The sequence below is a fragment of the Amycolatopsis rubida genome, from assembly GCF_900115345.1.
In the GTDB taxonomy this organism is placed as follows: domain Bacteria; phylum Actinomycetota; class Actinomycetes; order Mycobacteriales; family Pseudonocardiaceae; genus Amycolatopsis; species Amycolatopsis rubida.
Genome location: NZ_FOWC01000026.1, coordinates 38,366 through 64,962 on the forward strand (window position 1 = coordinate 38,366; position 26,597 = coordinate 64,962).

The following is a 26,597-nucleotide window of genomic DNA, read 5'->3' on the forward strand; positions in this document are numbered from 1 at the left end:
GAGAAGCCCCGCGTGCCGCTGAGAAACCCCACTGCGGCGTTGGACGCTCAGACGCACCCAACGCCACGTTGGGCGCATCCCGCAGAGCCCGGCCCCGCAGGAGCCGAACCTCAGCGGTCCGCTCAGCCGCCCCGCGACCCCACCATCCGTTCGCAGCAGAAGCCGGCCCGATCAGCCTCGCGCCGGCTTCACCGGGTCGTGCCCCAGCGACATCAGCCCCTGCCGCCACCCCGCGTCGCCCGCCACGGGTTCCAGGTCGTCCCGGCGCGAGGCGTGCACGCGGTCCACCACATCGCGCATCACCTCGACGTCGTTCTCGTTCACGTCCGACTTGCGTTTGCCCAGGATCGACAGCACCTTCCGGCCGGTCGCGGGGCCCGCCCGGTCCGGCAGCGGCTCGGTGTGCGGGCCGGCTTCCCGGGTGCGCAGCCAGTCGGCCAGCTCCCGCGAGGTCATGTTCACCACCCGGTGGAATGCTGTCCACAGTTCTTCGTCCACGTGTGCGGCCATCTCGATCACCTCCCGGCGTCGGGAGTCCGGTTACCCGGACGGCGCGCGGGCAAACCCGGCAGTGTCGAGTCCACATAGGACCGCGCCCGGGCGGCGATCCGGGCCAGTGCGGCATGTCCTGGCTCCGGCGTGCCCGACCGGACGCCCTCCGCGATCGCCCGGTGGTCCTCCCACGACCGGGTGAGATCGCCGTGTTCAGTGAGTTCTTCGCGGAGCCGGTCGGCCATCAGCCGGCGGAGCGGGAGGCGGATCGCGAGCATGCTGCGCAGCAGGATCCGGTTGTGCGCGGCTTCGGCCAGCGCGACGTGGAACTCGGCATCCGCTTCCAGGAAGCGGTCCCGGTCGGTCGACGCCGCCGCCATCCGGTCGACCAGATCCGTCAAGACCGCCAGCTCAGCGGCGGTCCGGCGGCGGGCGGCCAGTGCGATGACGGTCGATTCGATCGCCTCCCGGGCCTCGACCAGCTCCCGGTACTCGGCGACGTCCGACGCGCCCAGCTGCCACGGCACGAAGCGGCCGGCCTCCGGCTCCAGGACGAACGTGCCGGCCCCCTGGCGCGTCTCGACCCAGCCGCGCGCCTGCAGCGTCCGGACTGCTTCCCGGACGGTCAGCATCGACACCCCGGCAGAGGCCGCGAAGTGCCGCAGCGACGGCAGCGCGGTCCCGGGCGGCCATTCGCCGCCGAGGATTCTCCGGGTCATCTCTTCGACCAGCGAGTCCACCACGCTCACCCGCCGCACCCTGGCCAGTTCCGGCGGCGGTCCCCTCCGTCCCGAGGTCATCGGGTCAGCGTACGGATTGACGACACTGTTTCAAACACCTAAATTCAGCACCGGGATGCCCACTGAAACCGATCTGCTCGCCGACCTCCGCGCGAACGTGCGCGGCGAGGTGCACGCCGACGTCCGCCGTCGCGCCGAGTACTCCGCTGACGCGTCCAATTACCGGGTCGTCCCGCAGGTCGTCGTGCTGCCGAGGGAGACCGGCGACGTTCTCGCGACCCTCGAAATCGCGCGCGGCCACGGCGTTCCGCTGACCAGTCGCGGCGGGGGCACGTCGGTCGCGGGCAATGCGATCGGGCCGGGCGTGGTGATCGACTTTTCGCGGCATCTCAACCGCATTGTCGACTTGGACCCCCAGGCGCGGACCGCGGTCGTCCAGCCCGGTGTCGTCCTCGCCGATCTTCAGCGCGCCGCCGCGCCGCACGGGCTGCGCTTCGGCCCTGACCCGTCCACGCACGCCCGCGCGACGCTCGGCGGCATGATCGGCAACAACGCCTGCGGTCCGCACGCGATCGCGTACGGCCGGACCGCGGACAACGTTGGCGAGCTCAGCGTGGTCGACGGCACCGGACGCCAGTTCACCGCCGGCCGGCCGGACGCGGTGCCGGGCCTCACCGAGCTGATCGACACCCGGCTCAGCCTGCTCCGCACCGAATTCGGCCGGTTCAGCCGTCAGGTGTCCGGCTACTCGCTCGAACACCTGCTGCCGGAGAACGGCCGTTCGCTCGCCCGCGCGCTGGTCGGCACCGAAGGCACCCTGGCGGTCACGCTGGAAGCGACTGTCGACCTGGTCGGCATCTCTCCCGCGCGGCTGCTGGTCGTGCTCGGCTACCCGGACATGGCGACCGCCGGCGACGTCGTGCCCGGACTGCTCCCGCACCGGCCGCTGGCGGTCGAGGGGCTTGACGCCCGGCTGGTCGATCTGGTGCGCAGCCACCGCGGTGCCGTGCCCGCGCTCCCGGACGGCGGCGGCTGGCTGATGATCGAGGTCGGCGGCGAGACGGAAGCCGAGGCCCGGCACAACGCCGAACGGCTCGTCAAAGACTCCCAGGCGCTCGACCACGTCGTGCTGGCGCAAGGTGCTGAGGCCGCCGCGATGTGGCGGATCCGCGAGGACGGAGCCGGGCTCGCGGGCCGGACTCCGACCGGCGAGCAGGCGTGGCCCGGGTGGGAGGACGCCGCGGTCCCGCCCGCGCGGCTCGGCGCGTATTTGCGGGATTTCGACGCTCTCCTGGACGAATTCGGCCTCGAAGGACTCCCCTACGGCCACTTCGGCGACGGCTGCGTGCACGTCCGGCTCGGCCTGCCGCTCGAACACGACGCGTCGGTCTTCCGCGCGTTCATGACCGCCGCCGCGAAGCTGGTCGTCGGCTACGGCGGCTCGTTCTCCGGCGAGCACGGCGACGGCCGGGCGCGCGGCGAACTGCTGCCGCAGATGTACTCGGCCGAAACAATCGAGCTGTTCGGCGCGGTCAAGGATCTTTTCGATCCCGAAGACCTGCTGAACCCGGGCGTGGTCGTCCGGCCGCATCCGCTCGACGTCGATCTCCGCCGCCCGCGAGCACATCCGCTCCCGGTCGTCGCGGGCGGCTTCTCCTTCGCGCACGACGGCGGCGACCTCACCCGTGCCGTGCATCGTTGCGTCGGAGTCGGGAAATGCCGTGCCGACAACCGCGCGGCCGGCGGTTTCATGTGTCCGTCCTATCTCGCCACTCGCGACGAAAAGGACAGCACGCGCGGTCGTGCCCGGGTCTTGCAGGAAGTCGCGAACGGCTCGCTGGTCTCGGGATGGTCGGACGCCGCGGTACACGAGTCGCTCGACCTTTGCTTGTCATGCAAGGCATGCAGCAGTGACTGCCCCGCCGGAGTGGACCTGGCGCAGTACAAATCCGAAGCCCTGCACCGGAAATACCGCCATCGGCTCCGTCCGGTCTCGCATTACACGCTGGGCCGGTTGCCGGACTGGCTCCGCCTGCTGCACCGAATCCCGGTACTCGGCCCGCTCGTCGTCAACGCGCTGATGTCGGTCCGGCCCATCGAGAAGATCCTCTTAGCACTGTCCGGAGCGGACACTCGACGCCGCGCACCACGGTTTGCCCGCCGCTCGTTCACCCGGTCTCGGCGCAGGATCCGCGAGCAGGGACCGGAAGTGGTGCTATGGGCGGATTCCTTTTCGGACGGCATGGACACCGACGTCGCCGAATCAGTCGCGGCGGTGCTCGCCGACGCCGGATACCGCGTGCTCGTCCCGCCGCGTCGTCCGTGCTGCGGGCTCACCTGGATCACCACCGGCCAACTCGACACCGCCCGCCGGAAGCTCCGTGACCTCGTGCACACACTGCGCCCGTACGCGCTGGCCGGACTGCCGATCGTCGGCGTCGAGCCCTCGTGCACCGCCGTCCTGCGGTCGGATCTTCTCGACTTGTTCCCCGATGATCCTGACGCCACAACGGTTTCCGGCGCGGTCACGACACTCGCCGAACTCCTCGCCGACACCGAAGGCTGGCAAGCGCCTGACCTGTCCGGGGTCACGGTGCTCGCGCAGCCGCATTGCCACCACCACTCGGTCATGGGCTTCGAAGCCGACCGAGCCCTGCTCGCGGCGACCGGCGCGAAACTGCACACTCTCGCCGGATGCTGCGGCCTGGCCGGAAACTTCGGCATGGAGCGCGGCCACTACGACGTTTCCGTTGCCGTAGCGGAGAATGCGCTGCTTCCGGCCCTGCGCGAAAACCCGGACGCCGTGTTCCTCGCCGACGGTTTCTCCTGCCGCACCCAAGCCGATCAGCTGGCCGGCGTACGCGGTGTCCACTTGGCACAGTTGCTGAAGCGGCGCTGACGCCCGGAGTCAGCTGTCCCAGAAGCCTTGGCTTTCCAGCAAGGCGACCGCCCGCTCGCCGCCGTCCGAGAAGTGTTTCTCCACGATGGACCGTGCCCGCGAAGCCGAGCGAGCGCTGAGCGCGTTCAGGAGCTTCCGGTGGTCTTCGTGCGCCTTGCCGGGCCAGTCCTCGTGCGCCTCGTAGAACCCGTGCGACACCGTTTTCGCCAGGATGCCCAGGATCGAGATCAGCCTGCGGGAATCGGCGGCGTAATTGATCCTGCGGTGGAACTCGAAGTTCAGCCGTTCCTGTTCGGCCCGGTCCACTCCGGACTCCATCCGGTCCGCGAGATCGTGCAAGGCCTGCAAGCTTCCCGGCGACAGGTTTTTCGCCGCCCGCTCCGCCGCCAGACCGGAAACGAGGCCGAACACGCGGTAATGGTCGCGGATGTCGTCGCGCGTCATCCGCGCCACGAACGCACCCCGGCGGGCGATGTGCTCCACCACGCCCTCGTGGTCGAGCGTGATCAGCGCTTCCCGGATCGGCAGCTTGCTGATGCCGAGTTCGCCGGCCAGCGCCTCCTGGTCGATCTTCTGCCCGGCACGCAGCCTGCCGGAGAAGACCCGCCGCCGGATCTCGTGCGCGGCCAGCGCTTTCAGGTTCGCCGGGCCGCTGCGGCGCGCTCCCGCGCCCGTGGTGTCGGGCATCGCCTCAGCCTCCCCCTCCGGCGAACGTCTTCCCGGCGAAGTATCGCATGAGGCGTTCCGCTCGGCGCCTGCTCGTCCCCGCCGTTCGAGCGAGTTGTCCTGGCCATTCCTGATAACGTGTTCAGCCGACGCCTCGGCCGCGACAGGATCTGAGGAACCCGTGTCCGAATCGGAAGCGGTCCGGTCGCCGCGTTGTTCGACGATCGCCTCCCCGCTCCGCGCGAAGGCGGCGAGCTGCCGCCGGTGGACTTGCCGCGGCGGATGTTCGCCGACAGCGAGGTCGTGGTCCACCGCGCGCCGAAGGTCGGCGAGACGGGGCACCGGCGCTCCATTGTGGACTTGGCCGCCGAGAAGTCCGGCCGGTCCGGGAAATTGGTGACTGTCCAGGTGCGCACGGAACTGTCCGGAATGGACGGAACGCCAGGACATGCTCCACCGCGGGGCCGGGCCGTCCTCCGCGCCCGCATTCCCGGAAACCGCCGCCGCGCTGGAACCGGCGGGGTCGCCGTTCCGCCGGACCGACCTGGGAGTTCGGCACCGATCCGACGCTGCTGACGCGGTTACCGCGAACGCGCACCGCATCCACTGCCACTGGCCGTACGCGACCCGGGTCGAAGGCTATCCCGGCCTGGTCGTGCACGGGCCGCTGATGGCGCTCACCGAGGTGCTGCGCCTCGACTCCCCTGCCTCGCGGGTGCGCTCGATCAGCCGCCGCTGTTCTGCGGACGGCCCGCGCGACTGCGGGCCAGCCCCGGCACCCGTTCAGTCGGCCCGTCCGGTCCGAGCACCAGCCTCGCCGTCGAGCTGGCCGAAGAAGGCGCGTGATCTGGCGGCGGTGTCCGAACCGATGGCATTGTGGCGCAGGTGGTCCGGACGACGGAGGGAAGCTGAATGAGCCGCTACGCGCAGTTCGAGAACCTGCGGGTCGACGGGCCGGACGAGGACGGCGTGATCGAACTCGTCCTGGACGCTCCGCACCTCAACGCGGTCAGCGAAGCCGCGCACGGCGAACTCGCCGACATCTGGCGCGAGTTCGACCGCGACCCGGCGGTCAAGGTCGTCCTGCTCCGCGGCGAGGGCAAGGGATTCTCCGCGGGCGGGTCCTTCGACCTGGTCGAGAAGCTGGCCACCGACTTCGAGGCCCGCTCCCGCACCATGCGCGAGGCCCGCGACCTGGTCTACAACGTCATCGACTGCTCCAAGCCGACCGTCTCCGCGATCCACGGCCCGGCCGTCGGAGCAGGCCTGGTCGCCGGGCTGCTGTCGGACATCTCGGTTGCCGCCGCCAACGCCAAGATCATCGACGGCCACACCCGCCTCGGCGTCGCGGCGGGCGACCACGCGGCGGTGTGCTGGCCGCTGCTGTGCGGGATGGCGAAGGCCAAGTACTACCTGATGACCTGCCGTCCGATGACCGGCGCCGAGGCGGAACGGATCGGGCTGGTGTCGCTGTGCGTCGAGGAGGAGGCCGGGCTGCTGCCGACCGCGCGGGAGATCGCGCACGAGCTGGCCAACGGCGCGCCGAACGCGATCCGGTGGACCAAACAGAGCCTCAACCTCTGGTACCGCCAGCTCGCGGGCGCGATCTTCGATTCCTCGCTGGCGCTGGAGTTCTACGGCTTCGCCGGTCCCGAGGTCCGCGAAGGCCTCGCCTCGCACCGAGAACGCCGCAAGCCGGACTTCACCCGGGTCCACGAGTCCTAAGCAGACTGTCTACTGCGGACCGTGCGTCAGCGGGAGATTAAAGGAATACCGCGACGCCCGGTAAACGTGCGAGCCATACTCGACTACCCGGCCAGTTTCGTCGTACGTGGTGCGCTGCATGGTCAACAACGCCGCACCAGGCGTTTCGCCCAGCAGCTCCGCGTCCTCCTCGGTCGCCAGCCGCGCGCCGATGCTCTGCTGCGCCGAATGCAGCCGGACCCCCGTTTGCCGCAGCAGCTGGTAGAGCCCTCGGGAGCGCAGTTCGCCGTCATCGACGTCGAGGACGCCGTCCGGGAGGCAGTTGTTCATGATCGCCAACGGCTCTCCTCCCGTGCGGCGGATCCGCTTCAGCCGGCGGACCCGCCGCAGCTCGGGAGCCTCCAGCAGCGCGGCGAGGTCGGCGTCCGCCGGTTCCACGCGGTTGACGAGCACCTCCGACGAAGGCTTCTCGCCCAGCCCGGCGAGGTCGTCGAACAGGCTGCTCAGCCGCAGCGGACGGGCGACCTTCGTGCGCACGACCTGGGTGCCGACACCGCGTTTGCGCACCAGCAAACCCTGGTTGACCAGCGACTGGATCGCCTGCCGCACGGTCGGCCGCGACAGCCGCAGCCCTGCCGCGAGGTCGAGTTCGTTCGCCAGCCGCGAGCCCGCGGGGAGGCGGCCGTCGTCGATCGCGGCCCGCAGCTGGCGCGCGACCTGGAAGTACAGCGGCTCGGGGCTCGCCGGGTCCACCGCGATCCCGCGGACCGGGTCCCAGGCCGGGCTGGTGCTCATCGCCGCAGCCTACCTCGTGCATGTCCGTATGTCTTGACAAAGTCATCGGGCACGGGGCACGGTCGGAGCACAGCCTGCGAGGAGGACGCGATGACCACGGGGTTCGACCTCGTCACGATGGGCCGGATCGGGGTGGACCTCTATCCGCTGCAGACCGGCGTCGGCCTGGAAGACGTCACCTCGTTCGGCAAATACCTCGGCGGCAGCGCGACCAACGTCGCCGTCGCCGCCGCCCGGTACGGCCGCGCCTGCGCGGTGATCACCAAGACCGGCGACGACCCGTTCGGCCGATTCCTGCGCCGCGCGCTCGCCGGATACGGCGTGGCCGACCGGTTCGTCGGGACCTCGCCGCACCTGCCGACGCCGGTGACGTTCTGCGAGGTCTTCCCGCCGGACGATTTCCCGCTCTACTTCTACCGTTTCCCGAAAGCCCCCGACCTCGACCTCTCCCCCGGCGAACTCGACCTGGCCGCGATCCGCTCCGCGAAAGTCTTCTGGGCGACGGTGACCGGGCTGTCGCAGGAACCTAGCCGTTCGGCCACGCTCGCCGCGCTGGAGGCCCGCGGCCGCAAGGGAATCACCGTGCTCGACCTCGACTACCGGCCGATGTTCTGGGAGTCCCGCGAGCAGGCGCGCGAATGGGTCGGCAAGGCACTGGACCACGCGACGGTCGCGGTCGGCAACCTCGACGAATGCGAGACCGCGGTGGCGTTGCGCGAGCCTCGGGAAGCGGCGAAAGCGTTGCGGGACAAGGGTATCTCGCTCGCGGTGGTGAAGCAGGGGCCGAAGGGCGTGCTCGCGGCGGACGACACCGGCGAGGTCGAGGTGCCGCCGGTGCCGGTGGAGGTGGTCAACGGTCTCGGCGCGGGTGACGCGTTCGGCGGCGCGCTGGTGCACGGACTGCTGGCGGGCTGGGGCACCGAGCGGATCATGCGGTTCGCGAACGCGGCGGGCGCGCACGTCGCCGGCGAACTCGCCTGTTCGGACGCGATGCCGACGGAAGACCAGGTACTGCGCAGGCTCGGAGGCACGAAATGAACACCGTCGAGCGGATCGTCGCCAAACGAGTGCACGACCCGGGCGCGATCGCCGAAGCCGCCGCCACGCGGATACGGGCGAAATCGCCGTTCAACGACAAAGGCGCGGCGATGATCATCGCCGCCGACCACCCCGCCCGGGGCGCGACCGCCGTCGGCGCGGATCCGCTGGCGATGGCCGGCCGCGGCGAACTGCTGGAGCGGCTGTGCCTCGCGCTCGAACGCCCGGGCGTCACCGGCGTGCTCGCGACCCCGGACGTGATCGACGATCTGCTGCTGCTCGGCGTGCTGGACGGCAAGACGGTGCTCGGGTCGATGAACCGCACCGGACTGGCCGGGTCGAGCTTCGAGATCGACGACCGGTTCGCCTGCTACGACGCGGAAACCATCGCGCGCATGCGGTTCGACGGCGGAAAGATGCTCACCCGGATCTGCCTGGCCGATCCGGCGACACCGAGCGTGCTGGAGAACACCGCGAAGGCCATCGACTCGCTCGCCGACCGGAAACTGCTCGCGATGGTCGAGCCGTTCCTGTCCGGATGGATCGACGGGAAGATCAAGAACGACCTCTCCCCCGAGGCAGTGATCCGGTCCATCACGATCGCCTCCGGCCTCGGCCGGTCTTCGGCCTACACCTGGCTGAAGCTGCCGGTGGTCCCTGACATGGAGCGGGTGCTGGCCGCCTCGACGCTGCCCGCGGTGCTGCTCGGCGGCGAGGTGACCGACCCGGACGCGGCGTTCGCGTCCTGGCAGGAGGCGCTGGCGTTGCCGACGGTGCAGGGTTTGGTGGTCGGGCGGTCGCTGCTCTATCCGCACGACGGCGACGTGGCCAAAGCGGTCGATACGGCGGTGGGGTTGCGGTGAACCAGTTCAGTCTCGAAATCACTCCCGAATCGGCGGGATGGGGCTACTCCGGCCTGCGCGTGCTGGAACTCGACGGCGCCGAGACCGTCTCCACCGGAGACGCGGAAACGCTCGTGCTTCCGCTGTCCGGCAGCTGCTCGGTGTCGGTCGCCGGTGAAACGTTCGAGCTGGCCGGGCGTACCGGCGTCTTCGACGCGGTCACCGATTTCGCTTACCTGCCAAGGGATGCCGAAGCGGTCGTGACCGGCCGAGGCAGGTTCGCCCTGCCCTCGGCGAAGACCTCGAAGCGACTGCCCGCCCGCTACGGGCCCGCCGGCGGTGTGCCGACCGAACTGCGCGGTGCCGGAAACTGCAGCCGCCAGGTCAACAACTACTGCCTGCCGCACACCTTCGACGCCGACCAGCTGCTCGTCTGCGAAGTCCTCACCCCGGGCGGGAACTGGTCGTCCTATCCGCCGCACAAGCACGACGAGGCGCGCGAGGGCGAAAGCGAACTCGAAGAGATCTACTACTTCGAGGTCGCCGGCGGCGGGATGGGCTACCAGCGCGTCTACGGCACTCCGGAGCGCCCGATCGACGTCCTGGAAGAGGTCCGCAGCGGCGACGTCGTGCTGATCCCGCACGGCTGGCACGGCCCGTCGATGGCCGCGCCCGGCTACGACCTGTACTACCTCAACGTGATGGCCGGTCCCGGCCCCGAGCGGGCGTGGCTGATCTGCGACGACCCCGCGCACGCCTGGGTGCGCCAGAGCTGGGAATCGCACGACGTCGATCCGCGGCTGCCGTTCGGAGGCCCGCGATGAGGCTGACCACCGCGCAAGCCCTGGTGCGATTTCTGGCCAGCCAGTACTCCGAACGCGACGGCGTCGAACACCGGCTGATTCCCGGCTGTTTCGGGATTTTCGGACACGGCAACGTCGCCGGACTCGGCCAGGCGCTGCTGCAAGCCGCGCACAGCGGGACTTTCCCCTACTACCTCGCCCGCAACGAACAAGGCCAGGTCCACTCCGCGACCGCGTTCGCGAAAATGCGCAACCGGCTCCAGACGTTCGCCTGCACCGCGTCCACCGGCCCCGGGTCGACGAACATGATCACCGGAGCCGCGCTGGCGACCACGAACCGGCTGCCCGTGCTGCTCTTGCCGAGTGACGTTTTCGCCGGCCGCGGCCCGGATCCGGTGCTCCAGCAACTGGAAGACCCGCGCTACGGCGACGTCTCGGTGAACGACGCGTTCCGCCCGGTGTCGAAGTACTTCGACCGGATCACCCGGCCCGAACAGCTCATCCCCGCCGCGCTCGCCGCGATGCGCGTGCTGACCGACTCGGTCGAGACCGGTGCCGTCACGCTCGCCCTGCCGCAAGACGTCCAGGCCGAAGCCTACGACTGGCCCGAGGACTTCTTCCGCCGCCGCGTCTGGCACATCGACCGCGCGATGCCCGCTCCGGAAGCGCTCGGCCGCGCGGTGGACCTGCTGCGCGCCGCGAAAGCACCACTGATCGTCTCGGGCGGTGGCGTCGTCTACTCCGAGGCTTGGGAGCAACTCCGCGCTTTCGCCGCCGCGACCGGGATTCCCGTCGCCGACACGCACGCGGGCAAGGGAGCGGTGCCGTGGGACCACCCGTGCGCGGTCGGCGGGCTCGGCTCCACCGGTGCTTCCGCCGCGAACGCGCTGGCCGCGGATGCCGATGTGGTGCTGGGCATTGGTACGCGGTACAGCGATTTCACCACCGCTTCGCACACCGTCTTCGGCAACCCGGACGTGCGGTTCGTGAACCTCAACGTCGCCCGGTTCGACGCCGCGAAGCACTCCGCCGAGATGGTGGTCGCCGACGCCCGACGCGGTTTGGAAGCCTTGTCGGCCGCGCTGTCCGGCTGGCAGGTCTCCGGCGCTTACCGCGCGCGGACCCGGCGGCTCGCCGACGAATGGAACCGCGCCGCCGACGCCTGTTTCGGCCTCGGGCACGCTCCCCTGCCCGCGCAGACCGAGATCCTCGGTGCGCTGAACCGTTCGCTGGACGACCGCGACGTCGTGATCAACGCCGCCGGTTCCATGCCCGGCGACTTGCAAATGCTGTGGCGGGCACGGGATCCCAAGGCGTACCAGGTGGAGTACGCGTACTCGTGCATGGGATACGAGATCGCCGCGGGCGTCGGGGTGAAGCTGGCCGCGCCGGACCGCGAGGCGGTCGTGCTGGTCGGCGACGGTTCGTACCTGATGATGGCGCAGGAAATCGTCACGATGATCGCCGAACGGCTCAAGGTGATCATCGTGCTGGTGCAGAATCACGGATTCGCTTCGATCGGGTCGCTGTCGGAATCGCTGGGCTCGCAACGGTTCGGCACGTCCTACCGCTATCGCGCCGAGAACGGCCTGCTGGAGGGCGACGTGCTGCCGGTCGACCTCGCGGCCAACGCGGCCAGCCTCGGCGCGACCGTCCTGCGGGCGTCTACTGTGGACGAATTCCGGGCGGCGGTGAAGCAGGCGAAGGCGAATCCGGTGACGACGGTCGTGCACGTGGCGACGGATCCGCTCGCGCCCGATCCGCCGGGGTCGGCCTGGTGGGAGGTGCCGGTGAGCGAGGTGTCCGATGTGGACTCCACTCGGGCGGCTTACGAGACGTATGTCGCGGAGAAGCGGAACCAGCGGCGTTACCTTTGACCCCACGATGGGGTTCCCCTCACGTACGTTCGCACCGGTCCCGCCGCGGAAGCTTCGGTCCGCACCGAAGCGTTCCCGCGCCACGATTGTCCCGTGACCGCACCGACCTCCGCACGCAGGCAACGGCTCGCGCTGCTCGCGCTCTGCCTCCCCTTCTTCATCGTCCAGCTCGACGCGACCGTGGTGAACGTCGCCGTCGAAGCGATCCGGCGCGACCTCGGCGGCGGGCTGGGCGGTGAACAATGGGTGATCGCCAGCTACACCGTCGCACTGGCCGCGGGCATGCTCACCGCGGGCTCGCTCGGCGACCGTTACGGCGCGCGACGGGTCTGCGTGCTGGGGACCGTCGTGTTCGGTGTCGGCTCCGCGCTGTGTTCGCTCGCTCCGACCCTTCCGGTGCTGGTCGTCGCGCGGACGCTGCAGGGCGTCGGCGCGGCCGCGCTGCTGCCGTGTTCGCTCGCGCTGATCGTCCGCCAGTTCCCGGAACCGCGGGCCCGGGCGCACGCGCTCGGCCTGTGGGGCGGCATCGCGGCCATCGGGCTCGCGACCGGACCGGTGGCGGGCGGCGTGCTCATCGCGCTGGTCGACTGGCGGGCGATCTTCTGGGTCAATGTTCCGTTCGCCGCCCTCGCCATCGCGCTGACCTGCCAGTACGTCGTCGAGTCCCCGCCGAGGGAGCGTCGCCTCGATCCGTACGGGCTCGTCCTCGGCACCGTCGCCCTCTCCGCGCTCGCCGGCGGGCTGATCCAGGTCGGCCGCTCCGGCTGGGCACTTCCGCTGATCGCCGCCGGATCGCTGACCGGCCTCGCGTTCGTCCTGGCCGAGCGGCGGCGGCGCGACCCGATGCTGCCGCTGGCGATCTTCTCGTCCCGTCCGTTCTCCGCGGCGAGCACCGCCGGGCTGCTCTTCAATTTCTGCTTGTACGGCACCCTGCTCTGCCTGTCGCTGTACCTCCAGGGCCCGCTGCACCAGTCCGCGTTCGCGACCGGCATGCTGACGCTCCCGCTCACCGTCACGGTCGGCCTCGGAGCCACCGCCAGCGGACGGCTCACCGCCCGTTTCGGCGCCCGCGTCCCGATGCTGACCGGGTTCAGCCTCGCCGGGCTCGGCGCGATCCTGCTGGTCGCGGCCGATTCCCTGCCGCTGGTGCTGGCCGGCGGCGTGGTGCTGTGCTGTTGCTCGATCGCGATGCCCGCGATGACCTCGGTCGCGATGTCGACGCCTCCCGAGGAGCACACCGGACTGGCCAGCGGGGTGTTGAACACCGCCCGGCAGACCGGTGGCGCTCTCGGCACCGCGGTGCTGGGCACGCTGCTCACCGCGGGCTCGGCGATGTCGCTGAGCGTCCCGATGACCGTGGTCGCCCTCGGTTACGCCGCGGCGGTCGGGTGCACCCTGCTGGCCACCCGGCCGCGGGACCTTGCGGCCCTACCTCGCTGACCCGGGGGGCACGAGCAGCGTCGCCCGGTGCACCAGCCATTCCAGCGGACCGCGCCGCCGCCAGTGCCGCCACGCCGCCGAGGCGGCCAGCAGCACCGCGACCACGATCGCCAGGAACACGAGGGAGTACGGCTTCGGTATCAGCTTCAAGGCCGCGAAATGCGCCGCGTACCAGGTGAAAGCCATCCCGCCGGCCGCGGCGAGCGGCCACAGCGCGCGGCGGCCGGAAGGGCGGTCCAAGGCGATCAGCAGTCCGCCGAGCAGCACCATCGCGACGCCGATCGCGCGGGGCGGCGGGCACGGGCTGGGGCTGACGATCGCCGTCGCGCAGGCGCGGGTGCTGGGAGCGGAGCTGGAATTCGGAAACCTCCCCGACGGCGGGGCGCGGGCAATGCTCCGGCTGCCCGGCTCAATCCGTGCCTGACCGATCTCCCACGCGGCCCCGGTGAACGGTCGTGCGGGCCACCCTCGGGGAATCTGATTCCGTCCGGGTTCCCCTCACTGACAGCGGCGGGGGCGGAAGCTGTCCGGTTGTCGGGCTTCTCAAACCCCCGCCGGGATGACAAGCTGCTCACCAGCCGGTCGGCTCCGCACCGGCTCGCTTGATGACAACGTTGTCAGCCCTGGAGGTAGCGCGTCCATGTGGTCGCAGAAGAGACGGGTGGCCGCGGTCGCGGCGGCGGCCTTCGCGGTCGCCGGGCTGGTGTCCGGCACGACCGGCGCGGCCACCGCGAGCACGGCGGCTGCCGCGGATCCGGTGTCGCTGGTCAACCCGTTCGTCGGCACGCGGAACTTCGGCAACACTTTCCCCGGAGCCAGCGCGCCCTTCGGCATGGTCCAGGTCAGCCCCGACACCGGCGGCCAGGGCGGCTACGACTACCAGCAGAACTCGATCTACGGCTTCAGCCAAACCCACCTCTCCGGCGTCGGCTGCGGTGTGATGGGCGAACTCCCGGTCATGCCGACCACGGGAGCCGTCGGCTCCGTCGACAAGAACGCCTACAAATCCGAGTACAGCCACGACGACGAAAAGGCCGAACCCGGCTACTACCGCGTCGGGCTGAAGAAGTACGGCGTCAACGCCGAGCTGACCGCCACCCCGCGCACCGGCTGGCAGCGCTACACCTTCCCGTCGACCGGCCAGGCCAACGTGCTGTTCAACACCGGCCAGGCGAACCAGCCGGTCAAGGATTCCGAGATCCACGTCGTCGGCGACCGGGTCATCGAGGGTCGCGTGCGCGCGGGCGGCTTCTGCGCCGGGCACGACGAGCACACCGTCTACTTCACCGCCGCTTTCGACCGCCCGTTCGCCTCCTACGGCACCTGGCGCGGCACCACCCGCACCGTGGGCAGCCGCGACGCCGCGGGCACTGGCGGCAACGGCGCGTGGGTCAGTTTCGACGCTGCCACTGACCACGACGTCGTCCTGAAAGTGGGGCTCTCCTACACCGGTCTCGCCGGCGCGCGGGACAACCTCGCGAAAGAAACCCGCGACAGCTACGACTTCGACGCCACCCGCACCGCGTTGCGCAAGCAGTGGGCGGACCGGCTCGGCGCGATCAAGATCAGCGGCGGCAGCACCGAACGGCAGACCGCCTTCTACACCTCGCTCTATCACGCGCAGCTGCACCCGAACCTGGCCGGCGACCTCAGCGGCGACTACGCCGGTTTCGACGGCAAGGTCCACCGCGCCACCGGCTACCCGCCGTACCAGAACTTCTCCCTCTGGGACACCTATCGCCCGCAGAACCAGCTGCTCGAAATGCTGGAACCGCAAGTGGCCCGCGACGTCGCGCTGTCCGTGCTGGCGATCGGCCGCGACGGCGGCTGGCTGCCGAGATGGGCGCTGGCGGGCAGCGAGACCAACATCATGACCGGCGACCCGGTAACACCGTTCCTCGTCGAAGCCTGGTCGAAGGGTTTGCTGGCCGGGCACGAGGACGAGGCGTACGCGCTGCTCAAGAAGAACGCGACCAGCACGCCACCCGCCGATTCGCCGTACAACGGACGCTCCGGGGTCGATTACTACAACGCCCGCGGCTACCTCCCGAGCGGCCTCACGCTCGGCAAGGACTGCGCGGCCAAAGGCGGCGACAACGACTGCGAGCATCCGGCGTCGGCGACGATGGAGTACTCCGCCGCCGACGCCGCGCTCGCGTTGATGGCCAAGGGTCTGGGCCACCAGGCCGACGCGCGCATGTTCGCCGACCGCGGCCAGTGGTACCGCAATGTCTGGAACGCCGCCGACAAGCAGTTCCGGCCGCGCACCACCGACGGCACCTGGCTCACGCCGTACAACCCGGTCGACGCCGATCACCAGTTCCACGAAGGCGGCGCCTACCAGTACCAATGGCTGGTCCCGCAGGATCCGGCCGGGCTGGCCGAGCTGATGGGCGGCAAGCAGGCGACCGAAAAGCGGCTCGACTCCTTCTTCGCCTACGGCAATCTGCTCAAGGACCCGGCGGGCACCGCGCGCAAGGACTGGATCGCCAGCCCCTACGACTACTACGCCAAGGCCACCTACAACCCCAACAACGAACCCGACCTGCTTTCCCCGTACCTGTACAACTGGGTCGGCGCGCCGGCGAAGACCGCGACCGTCGTCCGCGCGGCGATGACGCTGTTCACCACCGGCCCGGACGGCATGACCGGCAACGACGACCTCGGCACGATGTCCGCGTGGTACGTCTTCTCCTCGCTCGGTCTCTACCCGACGATGAGCGGCGCGAACTTCCTCGCGGTGTCCAGTCCGCAGTTCGAATCGGCGACCGTCCGGATCGGACAGTACGAGGGCAGGCAAGGCGGCACGCTCACCGTCACCGCGCCGGGCGCGAGTGATACGAACCGTTACGTGCAAAGCGTTTCGCTCAACGGCCGGGACGTCCGGCAGACCTGGCTCGACTGGGCCGCGGTCGCGCACGGCGGTCAGCTCGCCTATCAGGTCGGCGCGACGCCGTCCCGCTGGGGCACGCAGCCGGGCACGGAACCGCCGTCGGTGAACAAGGCCGCCGGCGACCTGCGTCGGCACGTGGACGCCACGCTGCGGCCGAGTTCCGTAGTGCTGCCGCAGCAATCTTCAGCGCAGACTGTCCACTTGAACCTGGACGTGCTCGGCCAGAATCCCGGAGCACAGCCGGTCTTCGTGACCTCGTCGGCACCTTCGGGCTGGCGGGTGCGGACCGACCAGCTGCAGCTGTTGTGGTCCTTCCGGCTGCCGGCGCAGAAGACCGCTCCGGTCACGGTGACCGTTCCGGCGAACACGCCAGCCGGCACGTATTCGGTGCAGCTCAAGGCATCCGGACCGGGAGCGAATACCGTCGCCCGCACCGCGAGCATCGAGGTACGGGAACCGGCGGTATGCGCGACGACATCCGGAACCCAGTGCGCGGTCGACCTCGGCCACGACCGCAATCACGACGGGACCGCGACTGTCGCAGCCTCGACGGAGGGCGACTTCGACGGCAGCGGCTGGAGTTACGACGCTGACCTGATGCCGCAAGCCGGAATCTTCGTCCACAATGGAGTTTCCTACGCGGCACCCGATCCCGCTGGCACCGCGGCGAACTTCGTGGAAGCACGCGGGCAATCACTGCTGCTGCCCGCCGGAAAGCACCAGGCGGTGCAGCTGATCGGCTCTTCGCACAACGGCCCGGTGTCCACTTCGCTGACCGTGCACTACAGCGACGGATCCAGCGCGGATCTCCCGGTGACGTTCGGCGACTGGGCCGGTTCGACCCCGTCCGGCACGACCGTCGTGCTCGAACTGCCGCACCGGATCAAGGCGGGCAGCGGGGTCGACGGTCCGCCGGTGCGGCTGTTCGGCATCGCCTCCGCAGTGGACAGTGCCAAGACTGTCCAGTCGGTGAGCCTGCCGAACGACCCGCGCGTCCAGCTCTACGCTCTCACCCTGGCCTGAGCCCGGCCGGGTTCGCCGGATCCCTCCCCTTCGTCCGGCGAACCCGGCCATCCCCCCCGTTCCCCCAGAAGTCTCAGGCGGCCGCGGGCACCGCGGCGACCCGGCCCATCGCCTCGGCGTAGCAGGCCTCGAACGAATCCACAGTGGACTCCAGTGCGTGCCCGGCGATCATCTTGCCGCTCGCCGCCCCCATCCGCGCCAGCGTCGCCGGATCGGCGACCACCGCGTCCAGCCGCTCGGCCAGCTCCCCCACGTTGCCCGGCGCGAACAGCCAGCCGTTGTATCCCGGACGGCACAGGTGCGGCAGCGCCATCGCGTCCGCGAGCACCACCGGCTTCCCCGCCGCCATCGCCTCCATCGTCGCGAGGCTCTGCAGTTCGGCGATGCCCGGCATGCAGAACAGATCCGCGGCCGCATAGGCGTCCAGCAGGTCCTCTTCGGACACGAATCCGCGGAACCGCACCCGGTCGGCGATCCCCAGCTCGCCGGCCAGTTTTTCCCAGCCTTCGCGGCAGGAACCGTCGCCGATGATCTCCGCACGCAGGCGAGGCACGAGCGCGACCGCGCGCACCAGTTCGTCGACGCGCTTCTCTTCGTCAAGCCGTCCGACGAACAACACCGTCGGGTCGTCGGACGTCCGCGGAACCGCGCGCAGCCGGTAGCGGTCGATGTCGATGCCGCAGGACACCGGCACCACCCGTTCCGGGAAACCGTTGTCGTGCAACAGGTCCACCGCACGCGGCGTCGGCGCGGTAACCACGCGGGCCGTCGAGAACACGCGCGTCAGGTCGCGCCAGGCCCACCGTGCGGCCGCGCCGCGCAGCCACGCCGGCACTCGCACGTGGCCGAACAGGTTCTCCGGCATGAAGTGGTTCGTCGCCACCCCGGGGACGCCCATCGCGGCGGCGTGCTTCAGCACGTACCTTCCGACCACGAAATGCGCCTGGACGTGCACCAGGTCGGGCCGCAACTCCTCCAGCAGCGCAGCGACGTCCTTGCTCACCTCCCAGGGCAGGCCGATCCGGAAGGTGCGGTGGAACGGGGTGCGATGCGACCGGACGCGGTGCACCACGACGTCGCCGTCTCGTTCGGTGCGCGCCGGGCCGTCCGGGTCGACGCTGATCACGTGAACCTCGTGGCCGCGGCCGGCGAGACCGGTGGACAGCCGGTACGCGAACTGCGCCGCGCCGTTGACGTCCGGCGGATAGGTCTCGGCGGCGACCACGATGCGCAAAGGCCGGTCGTCGTTCACTGGGTGCTCCGATCTGGTGGAATGGACAGAAGAAGAACTGCTGCGGCTCAGCACGGCGACGCCGCCGACCGCCAGCACCGCCGCGGTCAGCGCGACCGCGGTCGCCGCGGCGTCGAGGTGCGTGGCTTCGCCGAGCACCCCGGCGCCGAGACCCACTGCGACCAGCGGATCCACGACCGTCAGGCACGCGACAGCGAGGTGCGGCGGACCGCATCGGTAGGACAACTGCACGAGCCAGCCGCCGGCCAGCAGCGCCGTCGCCATCGCGGCGACGGACACCGCGGTGCTGAAGCCGACGCTCCCCTCGCGTATTTCGAGGGAAACCGCTCGCATCAACACCGAAACGAAGCCGTAGGCAGCGCCACCGGCCGCGCCGAAACACAATCCGCGGATCGACGGACGCGAAGCGAGCGCGCCGATCAGCGTCAGCAGCGCCACGGCCCCCAGCACCAGCAACGCCGCCCGCGTTTGCGCGTCGGCACTGACCTCGGTGCTCGTGGTGCTGCCGGCGGCGACGGTCACGAACGTCCCGACGCCGAGCATGGTGACCGCGACCGCGGGCAGATCCCGCCGCCGCCTGCCGAGAATCGCGGTGATCGCCACGGCGATGACCCCGACCGGCTGCACGACGGTCAGCGGAGCCATCCCCAGCGCGACCGCGTGCACGCCCGCCCCCGAACCGAGCAGGACCAGCCCGCCGAGCCAGCGCCGTGCCCGGATCAGCTCCCCGATCCGCGGGCGGCCGGGCGACGCGGTAACGACGCCGTGCTGCAGAAGCGCGCCGGCGGAAAAGAAAACCGCGCCGAGCACGGCAAGCGCGATGGCGAGGATCGTCATGAGTCCGCCTCGGCCCGGGCCATCGCGGCGACCGCGAAAAGCTGTGCGTAGAGCAGGGCGTACAGCACGCGTTCGAACAACCCCAGGAACTCGGGCACGGACTGCTCCAGCAACGGCGCGTGTGCCAGCAGAAAGGCGAGCGAAGCGGCACCGGACGCCAGCGAAAGCCAGCGCACCGCCTTCGCTTCCGGTTGGCGGCGTGCCAGCAACCAGCCCGCCAGCGGCAGGCACACGAACATCGCCGCGCCGGCATACCGGTGCACCGCACCGGAAAGCGACATCTCCACGCCGGTGGGATCAGTCGGGAAGAACGTCGCGATGACCAATCCGGCCACCCACAACGCGATCAGCACCGACTCCGGGCCGCGTTTCGGCAGCCCCTGCTTGAGCAGTGCGTGCCGGACCAGCAGTGACGCACCGGCCAGCCCGAGCGAAGCGGCGGCCAGCAGCACCGCCCCGCCCGGCGGGAAAACGTAGTCGCTGATGACGTCGCGGACCGGGTCGATCGTGCCCGCCGCCACCAGGTGCAACAGGAGAATCGGCACCAGCGAAAAAGCCAGCGCGCCGGCAGCGATCACGGGCGCCGCCGTCTTGGCCTTCCGCGTTATGAGGGTCACATCGATCAGCATGCTGGGGGCCGTGACCGCCCGGCATCGGGGAACACCCTGAGATGCACCCCGGGAATCCGCGGTGCCCCTGGGGCCTTTTGCCCCCCCCTGGATCGGACCGGACGCGCGCCTCCGGTTCGCCGTCGGCGCAGCCGGGCAAACCGCACTGACGTGAGCTGAATAGGGCGTTATACACTGCCCGGCGCGCCGCGATCTCACTGTCCTTTATGGACTTGGCGGGTCCCTCACCCGGGTGGATGTCAGGTCCGGCGGACGGGGCAGGGAGCCGCCGCCCTCGCCCTGCTGACGGCGCGAAACCGCGTGGTGGCTCGGCGCGTTCACCGGGTGCGCCCCGGTTGCCGCCGCCTTGGCCCCGTGTTCAGATCCCGGCGAACCCAGCCGAAGGAGCGCAATTCTCATGCAGAGGGCACTCGTCAAGGCGGTCGTCGGGGCCGCAGCCGTCGTCGCGCTGGTCAGCGCGTGCGGGTCGGGCGGATCGAACGACTCGTCCGGATCCGGAGCGTCCGGGCAGAACCCCGCCCAGTCCAGCGGAGCCGCCCAGCCCAGCGGAGCCGGCCAGTCCGGCGACGCCGGGCAGAACGGCGCGTCCGGCCAGAACGGAGCCCCCGGGCAGAACGGCGGCCCGGCCGCGCAGGCGGTCACCGCCGCGATCCAGCAGGCCTCGCAGGCCTCGCCGATCAAGTTCGAGCCGGAGAAGGCGGAATTGGCCGGCCAGGCCAAGGAAGGCCTCACCGCGATCGCGAAAGCCATGCAGGGCAACGACGTCAAGCTGAAGGTCGAAACCCACGCCGGCTACCCGGACGCGGACAAGGCCAAGAAGCTGTCCGAGGAGCGCGCACAGGCGATCTCGACCGCGCTCGAAGGCGACGGCGTGGCCAAGGACCGCATCCAGGCCGAGCCGAGCGGAAGCGAGAAGGCTCAGGGCGACCAGGCGTTGGACACGCAGCTCAGCGTCGCTTCGTGACTCGTTCCCGGTAACCCGCCGGCATTGCCTGATCGGGCCGAGCGGCTGTCCGGACTTCGGCGGCGAACTGATCGCCGCCGCCTGGATCCGCCGCTCGGCCCGTACCTAACCGGACGCCGAAGTCCGGGTCCGGCACAGCATTTGTTCGGCGACCCGCATCCGCGGGAAGTCACGTCTTGGCGCGGGGATCGAACTGCCCGGCACGCTCGACGTCGTGCATCTGATCGGCGGCTACGTCAACGCGCGGTGGCCCCGGCACCTGGGACTGGTCGCCGGGCGCGGCCGGACTGGTGAGCGCACTCGCTGAGCGATTCGACGTCCCCGACGATTCGTCCGCCGAACTCCTGCACGGTGTCGCGGGTGTCGAACGGTCCTGCGACGACGCCCACGACACCCGAGTTCAACCTGTGCGTGCAGTCGGACATCGGAGCCGAGCGACCGTCCGCGCAGGTGCTCGACCTGGTGCGCGCGTGGCGGCTGCCACCGGGCGAACCCGCTGTGACGGAAGGGATTCCTCGCGTCGACCGCGAGGTTTCACGTTGCTGGAACACGGACTTCCGGGCGCGGAGTTCCACCCGTTCCGCGACGTGTGGCACCGCGGTCACCAGCCGCTTCCATCTGACGTTTCGCCGGAGCACTACACCACGAAGCACCAGAGCCTGATCGAACTCGGTTCCGGGTGGACGCTCGTGGCCGCCGGTGCCGAGAAGCCGCCGGAACGCCCTTCCGGCAACGGTTTTCCGGCGCACGTCCTGCCTCACCGCGCGAGCCTGAAACGCTCGGTCGCCGAAGCCGGGTCCGGCCCCGAACTGCCCAAGACCCGCACCAGGTGGCCGCGGCTCAGTTGAGCGCGTTGCGGCTCTGATCGGCGAGCGCGCCGAGCCCGATGCACAACGCACCCGCGAGGAACAGCAGCGAAACACCCCAGGTCGCGTGCGTCGCGGAGGATTCCACGATCGCCAGCGCGGCCAGCGGCGCGAGCCCGCCGGACACCGCTCCCCCGACCTCGCGGCCGGTGCCGAGCCCGGTCGAGCGGACTTCGGCCGGGAACTGCTTGGCCAGGAACGCTCCTTGCGCCGAGAGCATCGCCGGAACCACGATGCCGGTCGCCATCACCAGGCCCAGCCAGACGAACCAGCTGGTGCCGGTGTCGAGCAGCCAGAAGAACGGGAACGCCAGCAATCCCGTCGCGACCGCACCGGCGACCACGACCTTCTTCGCGCCGATCCGGTCGCTGATCCACCCGGCGATCGGCACCGTCGCGATCGCCGTCCCGCTCGCGATGCTGATCCCCAGCGCGCCGACATTCGCCGGCACTCCGCGGAAATTCGTCAGGTAGGCGAGCGAGAACGTCTTGAACACATAGCTGACGCCGTTGTAGCCGATGGTGATCACCATGACCACCGCGAGCGCCCGCCAGTCGCTGCGGAACAGCTTCACCAGCGGCCGGTTCGCCCAGCCGCGCGGCCGGTTTTTCTCGCTGCGCACCAGGTTCTCGAACTCCGGGGTTTCCGGCACCCGGCGGCGCACCCACAGTCCGACGCCGACGAGCAGGAAGCTGGCCAGGAACGGGATCCGCCAGCCGAACCCGTGCAGGAATTCCTTGTCCAAAGTGGTCAGTCCGGCGACGGCGAGCGAGGAGACGAGCAACCCGACGTTCACGCCCAGCGCGGGCCACGAGCCTTGCCGCCCGCGCTTGCCCGGATCAGCGTGTTCGTACGCGACCGCGATCGCGCCGCCGAATTCCGCGCCGGCGCCGAGTCCTTGCGCCAGCCGCAGCACCACGAGCAGCACCGGCGCGAGAAGCCCGGCGCTCGCGTAACTCGGCAGCAATCCAATGCCTGCCGAGGAAACCCCCATCAGCACGAATGTCCACGACAGCACCTTCTTGCGGCCGATCCGGTCGCCGAGCGCGCCGAAGACGATGCCGCCGACCGGGCGGGCCAGGAAGCCGACCGCGAACGTCGCGACCGAGGCCATCGTCGCGGCCGCGTCGTTGCCGGGCGGGAAGAAGACCTGGCCGAACACCAGCGCGGCCATCGACGCGTAGAGGTAGAAATCGAACCACTCAAGCGCGGAGCCGACGACCACCGCCACGCCGACTCCGCGCGGGGCTTTCCGGGTCGTTCCGACGCTGTCGTCCACAACACTGGGCATGGTCCTGCTCTCCGGAACTGGGGCACAGGCGAGCGGAAGCCAGCCGGCGCGCGCCCTTGCGTGCGTATTTGGGAACGCTTGATGCGTATATCCGGATGCTAAGAGGCGTGCGGGCGCAGGGTCAAGGGGCGGGAGCGGGTCTCGTGAGTGTTGATCACGGTTCTCACCGTGGTCAACACTCGCGAGCAGTCAGCCCTGGCGCGCGGCTTCCCAGCGCTTCACGACCGCCGCGGTGATGCCGGCCAGCGCGTCGCCGATCTCCGGCAGACGGCCGGAAATCCGCGGGGTCGGGCCCGCGACCGCGATCGCCGCGACGACCTCTCCGTCGACCAGGATCGGCCGCGCCGCCGCGCTCACGTCGGGCAGAGTTTCGCCGCGATTGAGCGCGACCCCCTCGGCGCGGACAGTGTCGAGTTCGTCCATCGCGGCCCGCACGCGCTCGGCGTCCGGGAGCACTGACTTCAGGTACGCCTCGCGTCGGCGCGCCGGCCAGTACGCGAGGAAGATCTTGCCCGCGCTCGGCGGATACAGCGGCCGCCGGGTGCGCAGCGGCGCCGAATAGCGGATCGGCTGCTCGGACTCGACCGCGTCGACGTAGATCAGCGAATCCCCGACCGCGGCGCCGAGCATCACCGTCTCGCCGAACCGGCGGCGGAGTTCTTCCAAGGCGGGCCGGGCCGCGGTCGCGATGCCGGGCAGGCCGCCGGTGAGCAGGTTCCCCAGCGCCGGGCCGAGCCGGTAGGCACCGTCGGCCTCGACCAGGTAGCCGGTCGACACCAAGCCTTTGACCAGGCCGAACACCGAGGATTTCGGCGCGTCGAGAGATACCGACAGCTCGTGCAGCCGCATCCCGGGCTGCCGCGCGACGCATTCGAGGATGCTGGTGACGCGGCCGACCGTCCGGTGGGCCTTGGCCGTCGACTCGGTCATGGCAGCCTCCCCTGCGTTCGTACATGCGAACCCTATCGCGGCGACCACCCCGCACGGCGCTTGACCCGAGCCGCGCGCCGTCTTACGTTGGACGTATATCCGAACTTCGCGTTCTCATATACGCACAATGGAGAGCAGCACTGTGGACTTCCAGCTGAGCCAAGACCAGGAGGACATCCGGCGCGCCGTGCGCGAGCTGGCCGCCCGGTTCCCCGACGAGTACTGGGCCGAACGCGACGAACGAGCCGAGTTCCCGCGCGAGTTCTACGACGCGTTCGCCTCCGCGGGCTGGCTCGGCATGGCGATCCCGGAGCAGTACGGCGGCGGCGGGCTCGGCATCCTCGAAGCCGCGCTGCTGCTCGAAGAAGTGGCCGCGTCCGGGGCCGGGATGAACGGGTGCAGCACGATGCACCTGACGATCTTCGGGCTGAACACGATCGTCAAGCACGGCAGCGAGGAAATGCGCCGGGAGATCCTGCCGGGCGCGGTCGACGGTTCGCTGCACGTCTGCTTCGGCGTGACCGAACCCGATGCGGGCACCGACACCACGCGCATCTCCACCTTCGCCCGCCGCGAGGGCGATTCCTACGTCGTGCACGGCCGGAAAGTCTGGATCACCAAGGCCGGCCAGTCGCAGAAGATGGTGCTGATCGCCCGCACCACGCCGCGCGAAGAGGCGGAGAAGCCGACCGACGGCATGTCCCTGTTCGTCGTGGACATCGAGTCCGACGCGGTGCAGTTGCGCGCGATCCCCAAGCTCGGCCGCAACGCGGTGTCCTCCTACGAGGTGCTGATCGACGGGCTGCGGGTGCCGGAATCGGCGCGCGTGGGCGAGGAGGGCAAGGGCTTCCGGTACCTGCTCGACGGGCTCAACCCGGAACGCATCCTGCTCGCGCACGAGGCGCTCGGCCTCGGCCGGGCCGCCCTGCGCCGGGCGGTCCGCTACGCCGGGGAACGGCAGGTGTTCGGCCGTCCGATCGGGCAGAACCAGGGGCTGGCGTTCCCGCTGGCCGAGGCCGCGACCCGGCTCGACGCCGCGGAGCTGATGGCGCGCAACGCCGCCTGGCGCTACGACAACGGCCTGCCGGCAGGCAAAGAGGCGAACATGGCGAAATGGCTGTGCGCGGACGCCGGGTTCCAGGCCGCCGACCAGGCGGTGCAGACCCACGGCGGGATGGGCTACGCGCGGGAGTACCACGTCGAGCGCTACTTCCGGGAGGCGCGGCTGCTGCGGCTCGCGCCGATCAGCCAGGAAATGGTGCTGAACTACGTGTCCCAGCACGTGCTCGGGCTGCCGAGGTCGTACTGATGGGCGCGCTCGACGGGCTGCGGGTGCTGGACCTGTCGCGGGTGCTGGCCGGGCCGTACTGCACGCAGATGCTGGCCGACCACGGGGCCGAGGTGGTCAAGGTCGAATCGCCCGCGGGCGACGAGACGCGCGGCTGGGGGCCGCCGTTCCTGCCCGGCGGGACCAGCGCGTATTACGCGAATCTCAACCGGGGCAAGAAGAACATCGTGCTCGATCTGTCCGGTCCGGACGGTCGCGAGCTGCTCGGCACCCTGCTCGCCGGCGCGGACGTGGTGGTGGAGAACTTCAAGGCGGGCACGCTCGCGCGCTGGGGCTGGCCGGACGAGACGATCCGGGCGGAGCATCCGGCGCTGATTCATTGCCGGATCACCGGGTTCGGCACCGACGGGCCGCTCGGCGGGCTGCCGGGATACGACGCGGTGCTGCAGGCCTATGGCGGGCTGATGAGCGTGAACGGCGAAGCTGAGGGCCCGCCGTTGCGGATCGGGGTGCCGGTGGTCGATGTGGTGACCGGGGTGCTCGGGTTTTCCGGGATCCTGCTGGCGCTGCACGAGCGGGCGCGGTCCGGGCTCGGGCAGCTGGTGGATTGTTCGTTGCTGGACACGGTGATCAGCTTGCTGCACCCGCATTCCGCGGCCTGGCTCGCGGACGGCGCGGTGCCGCGGCGGACTGGTTCGGCGCATCCGTCGATCGCGCCTTACGAGACCTTTTCGACGGCGGACGGGCCCTTCTTCGTCGGCGCGGGAAACAACCGGCAGTTCGCGGCGCTGGCCGACGTGCTCGGCGCGCCTGGGCTGGCTTCTGATCCGCGGTTCGCGTCCAATGCCGATCGGGTCGGCAATGCCGGCGAGTTGCGGGCTGAGCTGAGTGTCTTGATCGGACAGTACAAACGGGACGACTTGGCCGAGTTGTTGCTGGCGAAGGGAGTCCCGGCGGCTCCGGTGCACGACATCGCCGAGGCGATGAACGCGCCGCAGGTGCGGCACCGGGAGATGGTCGTGGAGCGGGACGGGTATCGCGGGGTCGGGGTGCCGGTGAAGCTCGGCCGTACCCCGGGGTGTGCTGCGGAGTCGCCGCGGCGGCCGGGGGCGGATACGCGGGAGGTGCTGGCGGCGGCGGGGTTGTCGCGCGAGGAGGTGGAGGGGGCATTGGCGAAGGGGGTGGTGCGTGAGGGGCGTTCGTAGGGGGTTCGTGAGTGGTTATGCCGGTTAGTACTCCAGCTGTAGTTCGTGATCTTGCTGGAGGGGGTTGGTGAGATGGGTGCGGCCACCGCGTGATCATGGGTGTTTGTGAGGACAACTCAAGAT

General features: G+C 70.3%; 22 protein-coding genes. 13 read left to right on the forward strand and 9 right to left on the reverse strand.

The window, feature by feature from the left end; genetic code table 11:
- Positions 1-171: 171 nt before the first annotated feature.
- Together BM362_RS44495 and BM362_RS44500 are read right to left on the reverse strand one after the other, a co-directional pair.
- Positions 172-510, reverse strand: a complete 339-nt coding sequence (locus tag BM362_RS44495) for a DUF3140 domain-containing protein (protein ID WP_067576639.1) — start codon at positions 508-510, stop codon at positions 172-174.
- A gap of 5 nt (positions 511-515) precedes the next feature.
- A complete protein-coding gene (locus BM362_RS44500) occupies positions 516-1,292 on the reverse strand; it encodes a FadR/GntR family transcriptional regulator (RefSeq protein WP_093577243.1) in 777 nt (258 codons plus the stop codon).
- Between the two features lie 55 nt (positions 1,293-1,347).
- Between BM362_RS44500 and BM362_RS44505 the strand changes: the two genes are divergently transcribed.
- Entirely contained in the window at positions 1,348-4,131 is a 2,784-nt protein-coding gene (locus BM362_RS44505; protein WP_093577244.1) for an FAD-binding and (Fe-S)-binding domain-containing protein, read from the forward strand.
- 9 nt (positions 4,132-4,140) lie between these two features.
- On the opposite strand, the gene BM362_RS44510 is transcribed toward BM362_RS44505, so the two are convergent.
- A complete protein-coding gene (locus BM362_RS44510) occupies positions 4,141-4,818 on the reverse strand; it encodes a GntR family transcriptional regulator (RefSeq protein ID WP_093577245.1) in 678 nt (225 codons plus the stop codon).
- Positions 4,819-5,245: 427 nt separating this feature from the next.
- Here BM362_RS44510 and BM362_RS49790 point away from each other — a divergent pair, with 427 nt between their 5' ends.
- Both BM362_RS49790 and BM362_RS44520 read left to right on the forward strand, forming a co-directional pair.
- Positions 5,246-5,713, forward strand: coding sequence for an HTD2 family dehydratase (locus BM362_RS49790; protein ID WP_244287488.1), 468 nt, complete (start codon positions 5,246-5,248; stop codon positions 5,711-5,713).
- The gene (locus tag BM362_RS44520) at positions 5,710-6,522 is read left to right on the forward strand and encodes an enoyl-CoA hydratase/isomerase family protein (protein ID WP_093577246.1); all 813 of its coding nucleotides are present in this window, start codon (positions 5,710-5,712) and stop codon (positions 6,520-6,522) included. The genes BM362_RS49790 and BM362_RS44520 overlap by 4 nt, the downstream gene beginning before the upstream one ends.
- A gap of 9 nt (positions 6,523-6,531) precedes the next feature.
- Here the strand turns inward: BM362_RS44520 and BM362_RS44525 are convergent, their stop codons facing one another.
- Entirely contained in the window at positions 6,532-7,296 is a 765-nt protein-coding gene (locus tag BM362_RS44525) for a GntR family transcriptional regulator (protein ID WP_093577247.1), read from the reverse strand.
- Positions 7,297-7,386: 90 nt separating this feature from the next.
- Between BM362_RS44525 and iolC the strand changes: the two genes are divergently transcribed.
- The 5 genes from iolC to BM362_RS44550 all read left to right on the forward strand — a co-directional run bounded on the left by iolC (position 7,387) and on the right by BM362_RS44550 (position 13,296).
- The gene (gene iolC / locus BM362_RS44530) at positions 7,387-8,334 is read left to right on the forward strand and encodes a 5-dehydro-2-deoxygluconokinase (protein ID WP_067576443.1); all 948 of its coding nucleotides are present in this window, start codon (positions 7,387-7,389) and stop codon (positions 8,332-8,334) included.
- On the forward strand, positions 8,331-9,197 hold the full coding sequence (locus BM362_RS44535; protein WP_067576442.1) for a Cgl0159 family (beta/alpha)8-fold protein: 867 nt from the start codon (positions 8,331-8,333) through the stop codon (positions 9,195-9,197). Before iolC ends, BM362_RS44535 begins: the two co-directional genes overlap by 4 nt.
- On the forward strand, positions 9,194-10,000 hold the full coding sequence (iolB, locus tag BM362_RS44540) for a 5-deoxy-glucuronate isomerase (RefSeq protein WP_093577248.1): 807 nt from the start codon (positions 9,194-9,196) through the stop codon (positions 9,998-10,000). The genes BM362_RS44535 and iolB overlap by 4 nt, the downstream gene beginning before the upstream one ends.
- Entirely contained in the window at positions 9,997-11,856 is a 1,860-nt protein-coding gene (gene iolD, locus BM362_RS44545) for a 3D-(3,5/4)-trihydroxycyclohexane-1,2-dione acylhydrolase (decyclizing) (protein ID WP_067576440.1), read from the forward strand. Before iolB ends, iolD begins: the two co-directional genes overlap by 4 nt.
- A 93-nt stretch (positions 11,857-11,949) precedes the next feature.
- Positions 11,950-13,296: an MFS transporter gene (locus BM362_RS44550; RefSeq protein ID WP_093577249.1), complete on the forward strand. Its 1,347-nt coding sequence runs from the start codon at positions 11,950-11,952 to the stop codon at positions 13,294-13,296.
- On the opposite strand, the gene BM362_RS44555 is transcribed toward BM362_RS44550, so the two are convergent.
- The gene (locus BM362_RS44555; RefSeq protein ID WP_093577250.1) at positions 13,285-13,566 is read right to left on the reverse strand and encodes a DUF418 domain-containing protein; all 282 of its coding nucleotides are present in this window, start codon (positions 13,564-13,566) and stop codon (positions 13,285-13,287) included. The two genes, BM362_RS44550 and BM362_RS44555, sit on opposite strands and share 12 nt — an antisense overlap.
- 370 nt (positions 13,567-13,936) lie before the next feature.
- Between BM362_RS44555 and BM362_RS44560 the strand changes: the two genes are divergently transcribed.
- A complete protein-coding gene (locus BM362_RS44560; RefSeq protein WP_093577251.1) occupies positions 13,937-17,212 on the forward strand; it encodes a GH92 family glycosyl hydrolase in 3,276 nt (1,091 codons plus the stop codon).
- 73 nt (positions 17,213-17,285) lie between these two features.
- Here the strand turns inward: BM362_RS44560 and BM362_RS44565 are convergent, their stop codons facing one another.
- A complete protein-coding gene (locus BM362_RS44565) occupies positions 17,286-19,301 on the reverse strand; it encodes a glycosyltransferase (protein ID WP_093577252.1) in 2,016 nt (671 codons plus the stop codon).
- Complete coding sequence (locus tag BM362_RS44570) at positions 19,298-19,930, reverse strand: DUF998 domain-containing protein (RefSeq protein WP_093577253.1); 633 nt, start codon at positions 19,928-19,930, stop codon at positions 19,298-19,300. Before BM362_RS44570 ends, BM362_RS44565 begins: the two co-directional genes overlap by 4 nt.
- 397 nt (positions 19,931-20,327) lie before the next feature.
- Here BM362_RS44570 and BM362_RS44575 point away from each other — a divergent pair, with 397 nt between their 5' ends.
- Together BM362_RS44575 and BM362_RS49795 are read left to right on the forward strand one after the other, a co-directional pair.
- Positions 20,328-20,894 (forward strand): OmpA family protein, encoded by a 567-nt coding sequence (locus BM362_RS44575; RefSeq protein WP_067576435.1) that lies wholly within the window; start codon positions 20,328-20,330, stop codon positions 20,892-20,894.
- A gap of 539 nt (positions 20,895-21,433) precedes the next feature.
- Positions 21,434-21,742: a hypothetical protein gene (locus BM362_RS49795; protein ID WP_244287489.1), complete on the forward strand. Its 309-nt coding sequence runs from the start codon at positions 21,434-21,436 to the stop codon at positions 21,740-21,742.
- Here the strand turns inward: BM362_RS49795 and BM362_RS44585 are convergent.
- Positions 21,735-23,051 (reverse strand): MFS transporter, encoded by a 1,317-nt coding sequence (locus BM362_RS44585; RefSeq protein WP_067576433.1) that lies wholly within the window; start codon positions 23,049-23,051, stop codon positions 21,735-21,737. The two genes, BM362_RS49795 and BM362_RS44585, sit on opposite strands and share 8 nt — an antisense overlap.
- Before the next feature lie 189 nt (positions 23,052-23,240).
- Positions 23,241-23,981: an IclR family transcriptional regulator gene (locus tag BM362_RS44590; RefSeq protein WP_093577254.1), complete on the reverse strand. Its 741-nt coding sequence runs from the start codon at positions 23,979-23,981 to the stop codon at positions 23,241-23,243.
- A gap of 127 nt (positions 23,982-24,108) precedes the next feature.
- Between BM362_RS44590 and BM362_RS44595 the strand changes: the two genes are divergently transcribed.
- The gene (locus BM362_RS44595) at positions 24,109-25,290 is read left to right on the forward strand and encodes an acyl-CoA dehydrogenase family protein (protein WP_244287490.1); all 1,182 of its coding nucleotides are present in this window, start codon (positions 24,109-24,111) and stop codon (positions 25,288-25,290) included.
- A complete protein-coding gene (locus BM362_RS44600; RefSeq protein WP_067576430.1) occupies positions 25,290-26,474 on the forward strand; it encodes a CaiB/BaiF CoA transferase family protein in 1,185 nt (394 codons plus the stop codon). Before BM362_RS44595 ends, BM362_RS44600 begins: the two co-directional genes overlap by 1 nt.
- The last annotated feature ends 123 nt before the right edge of the window (positions 26,475-26,597 follow it).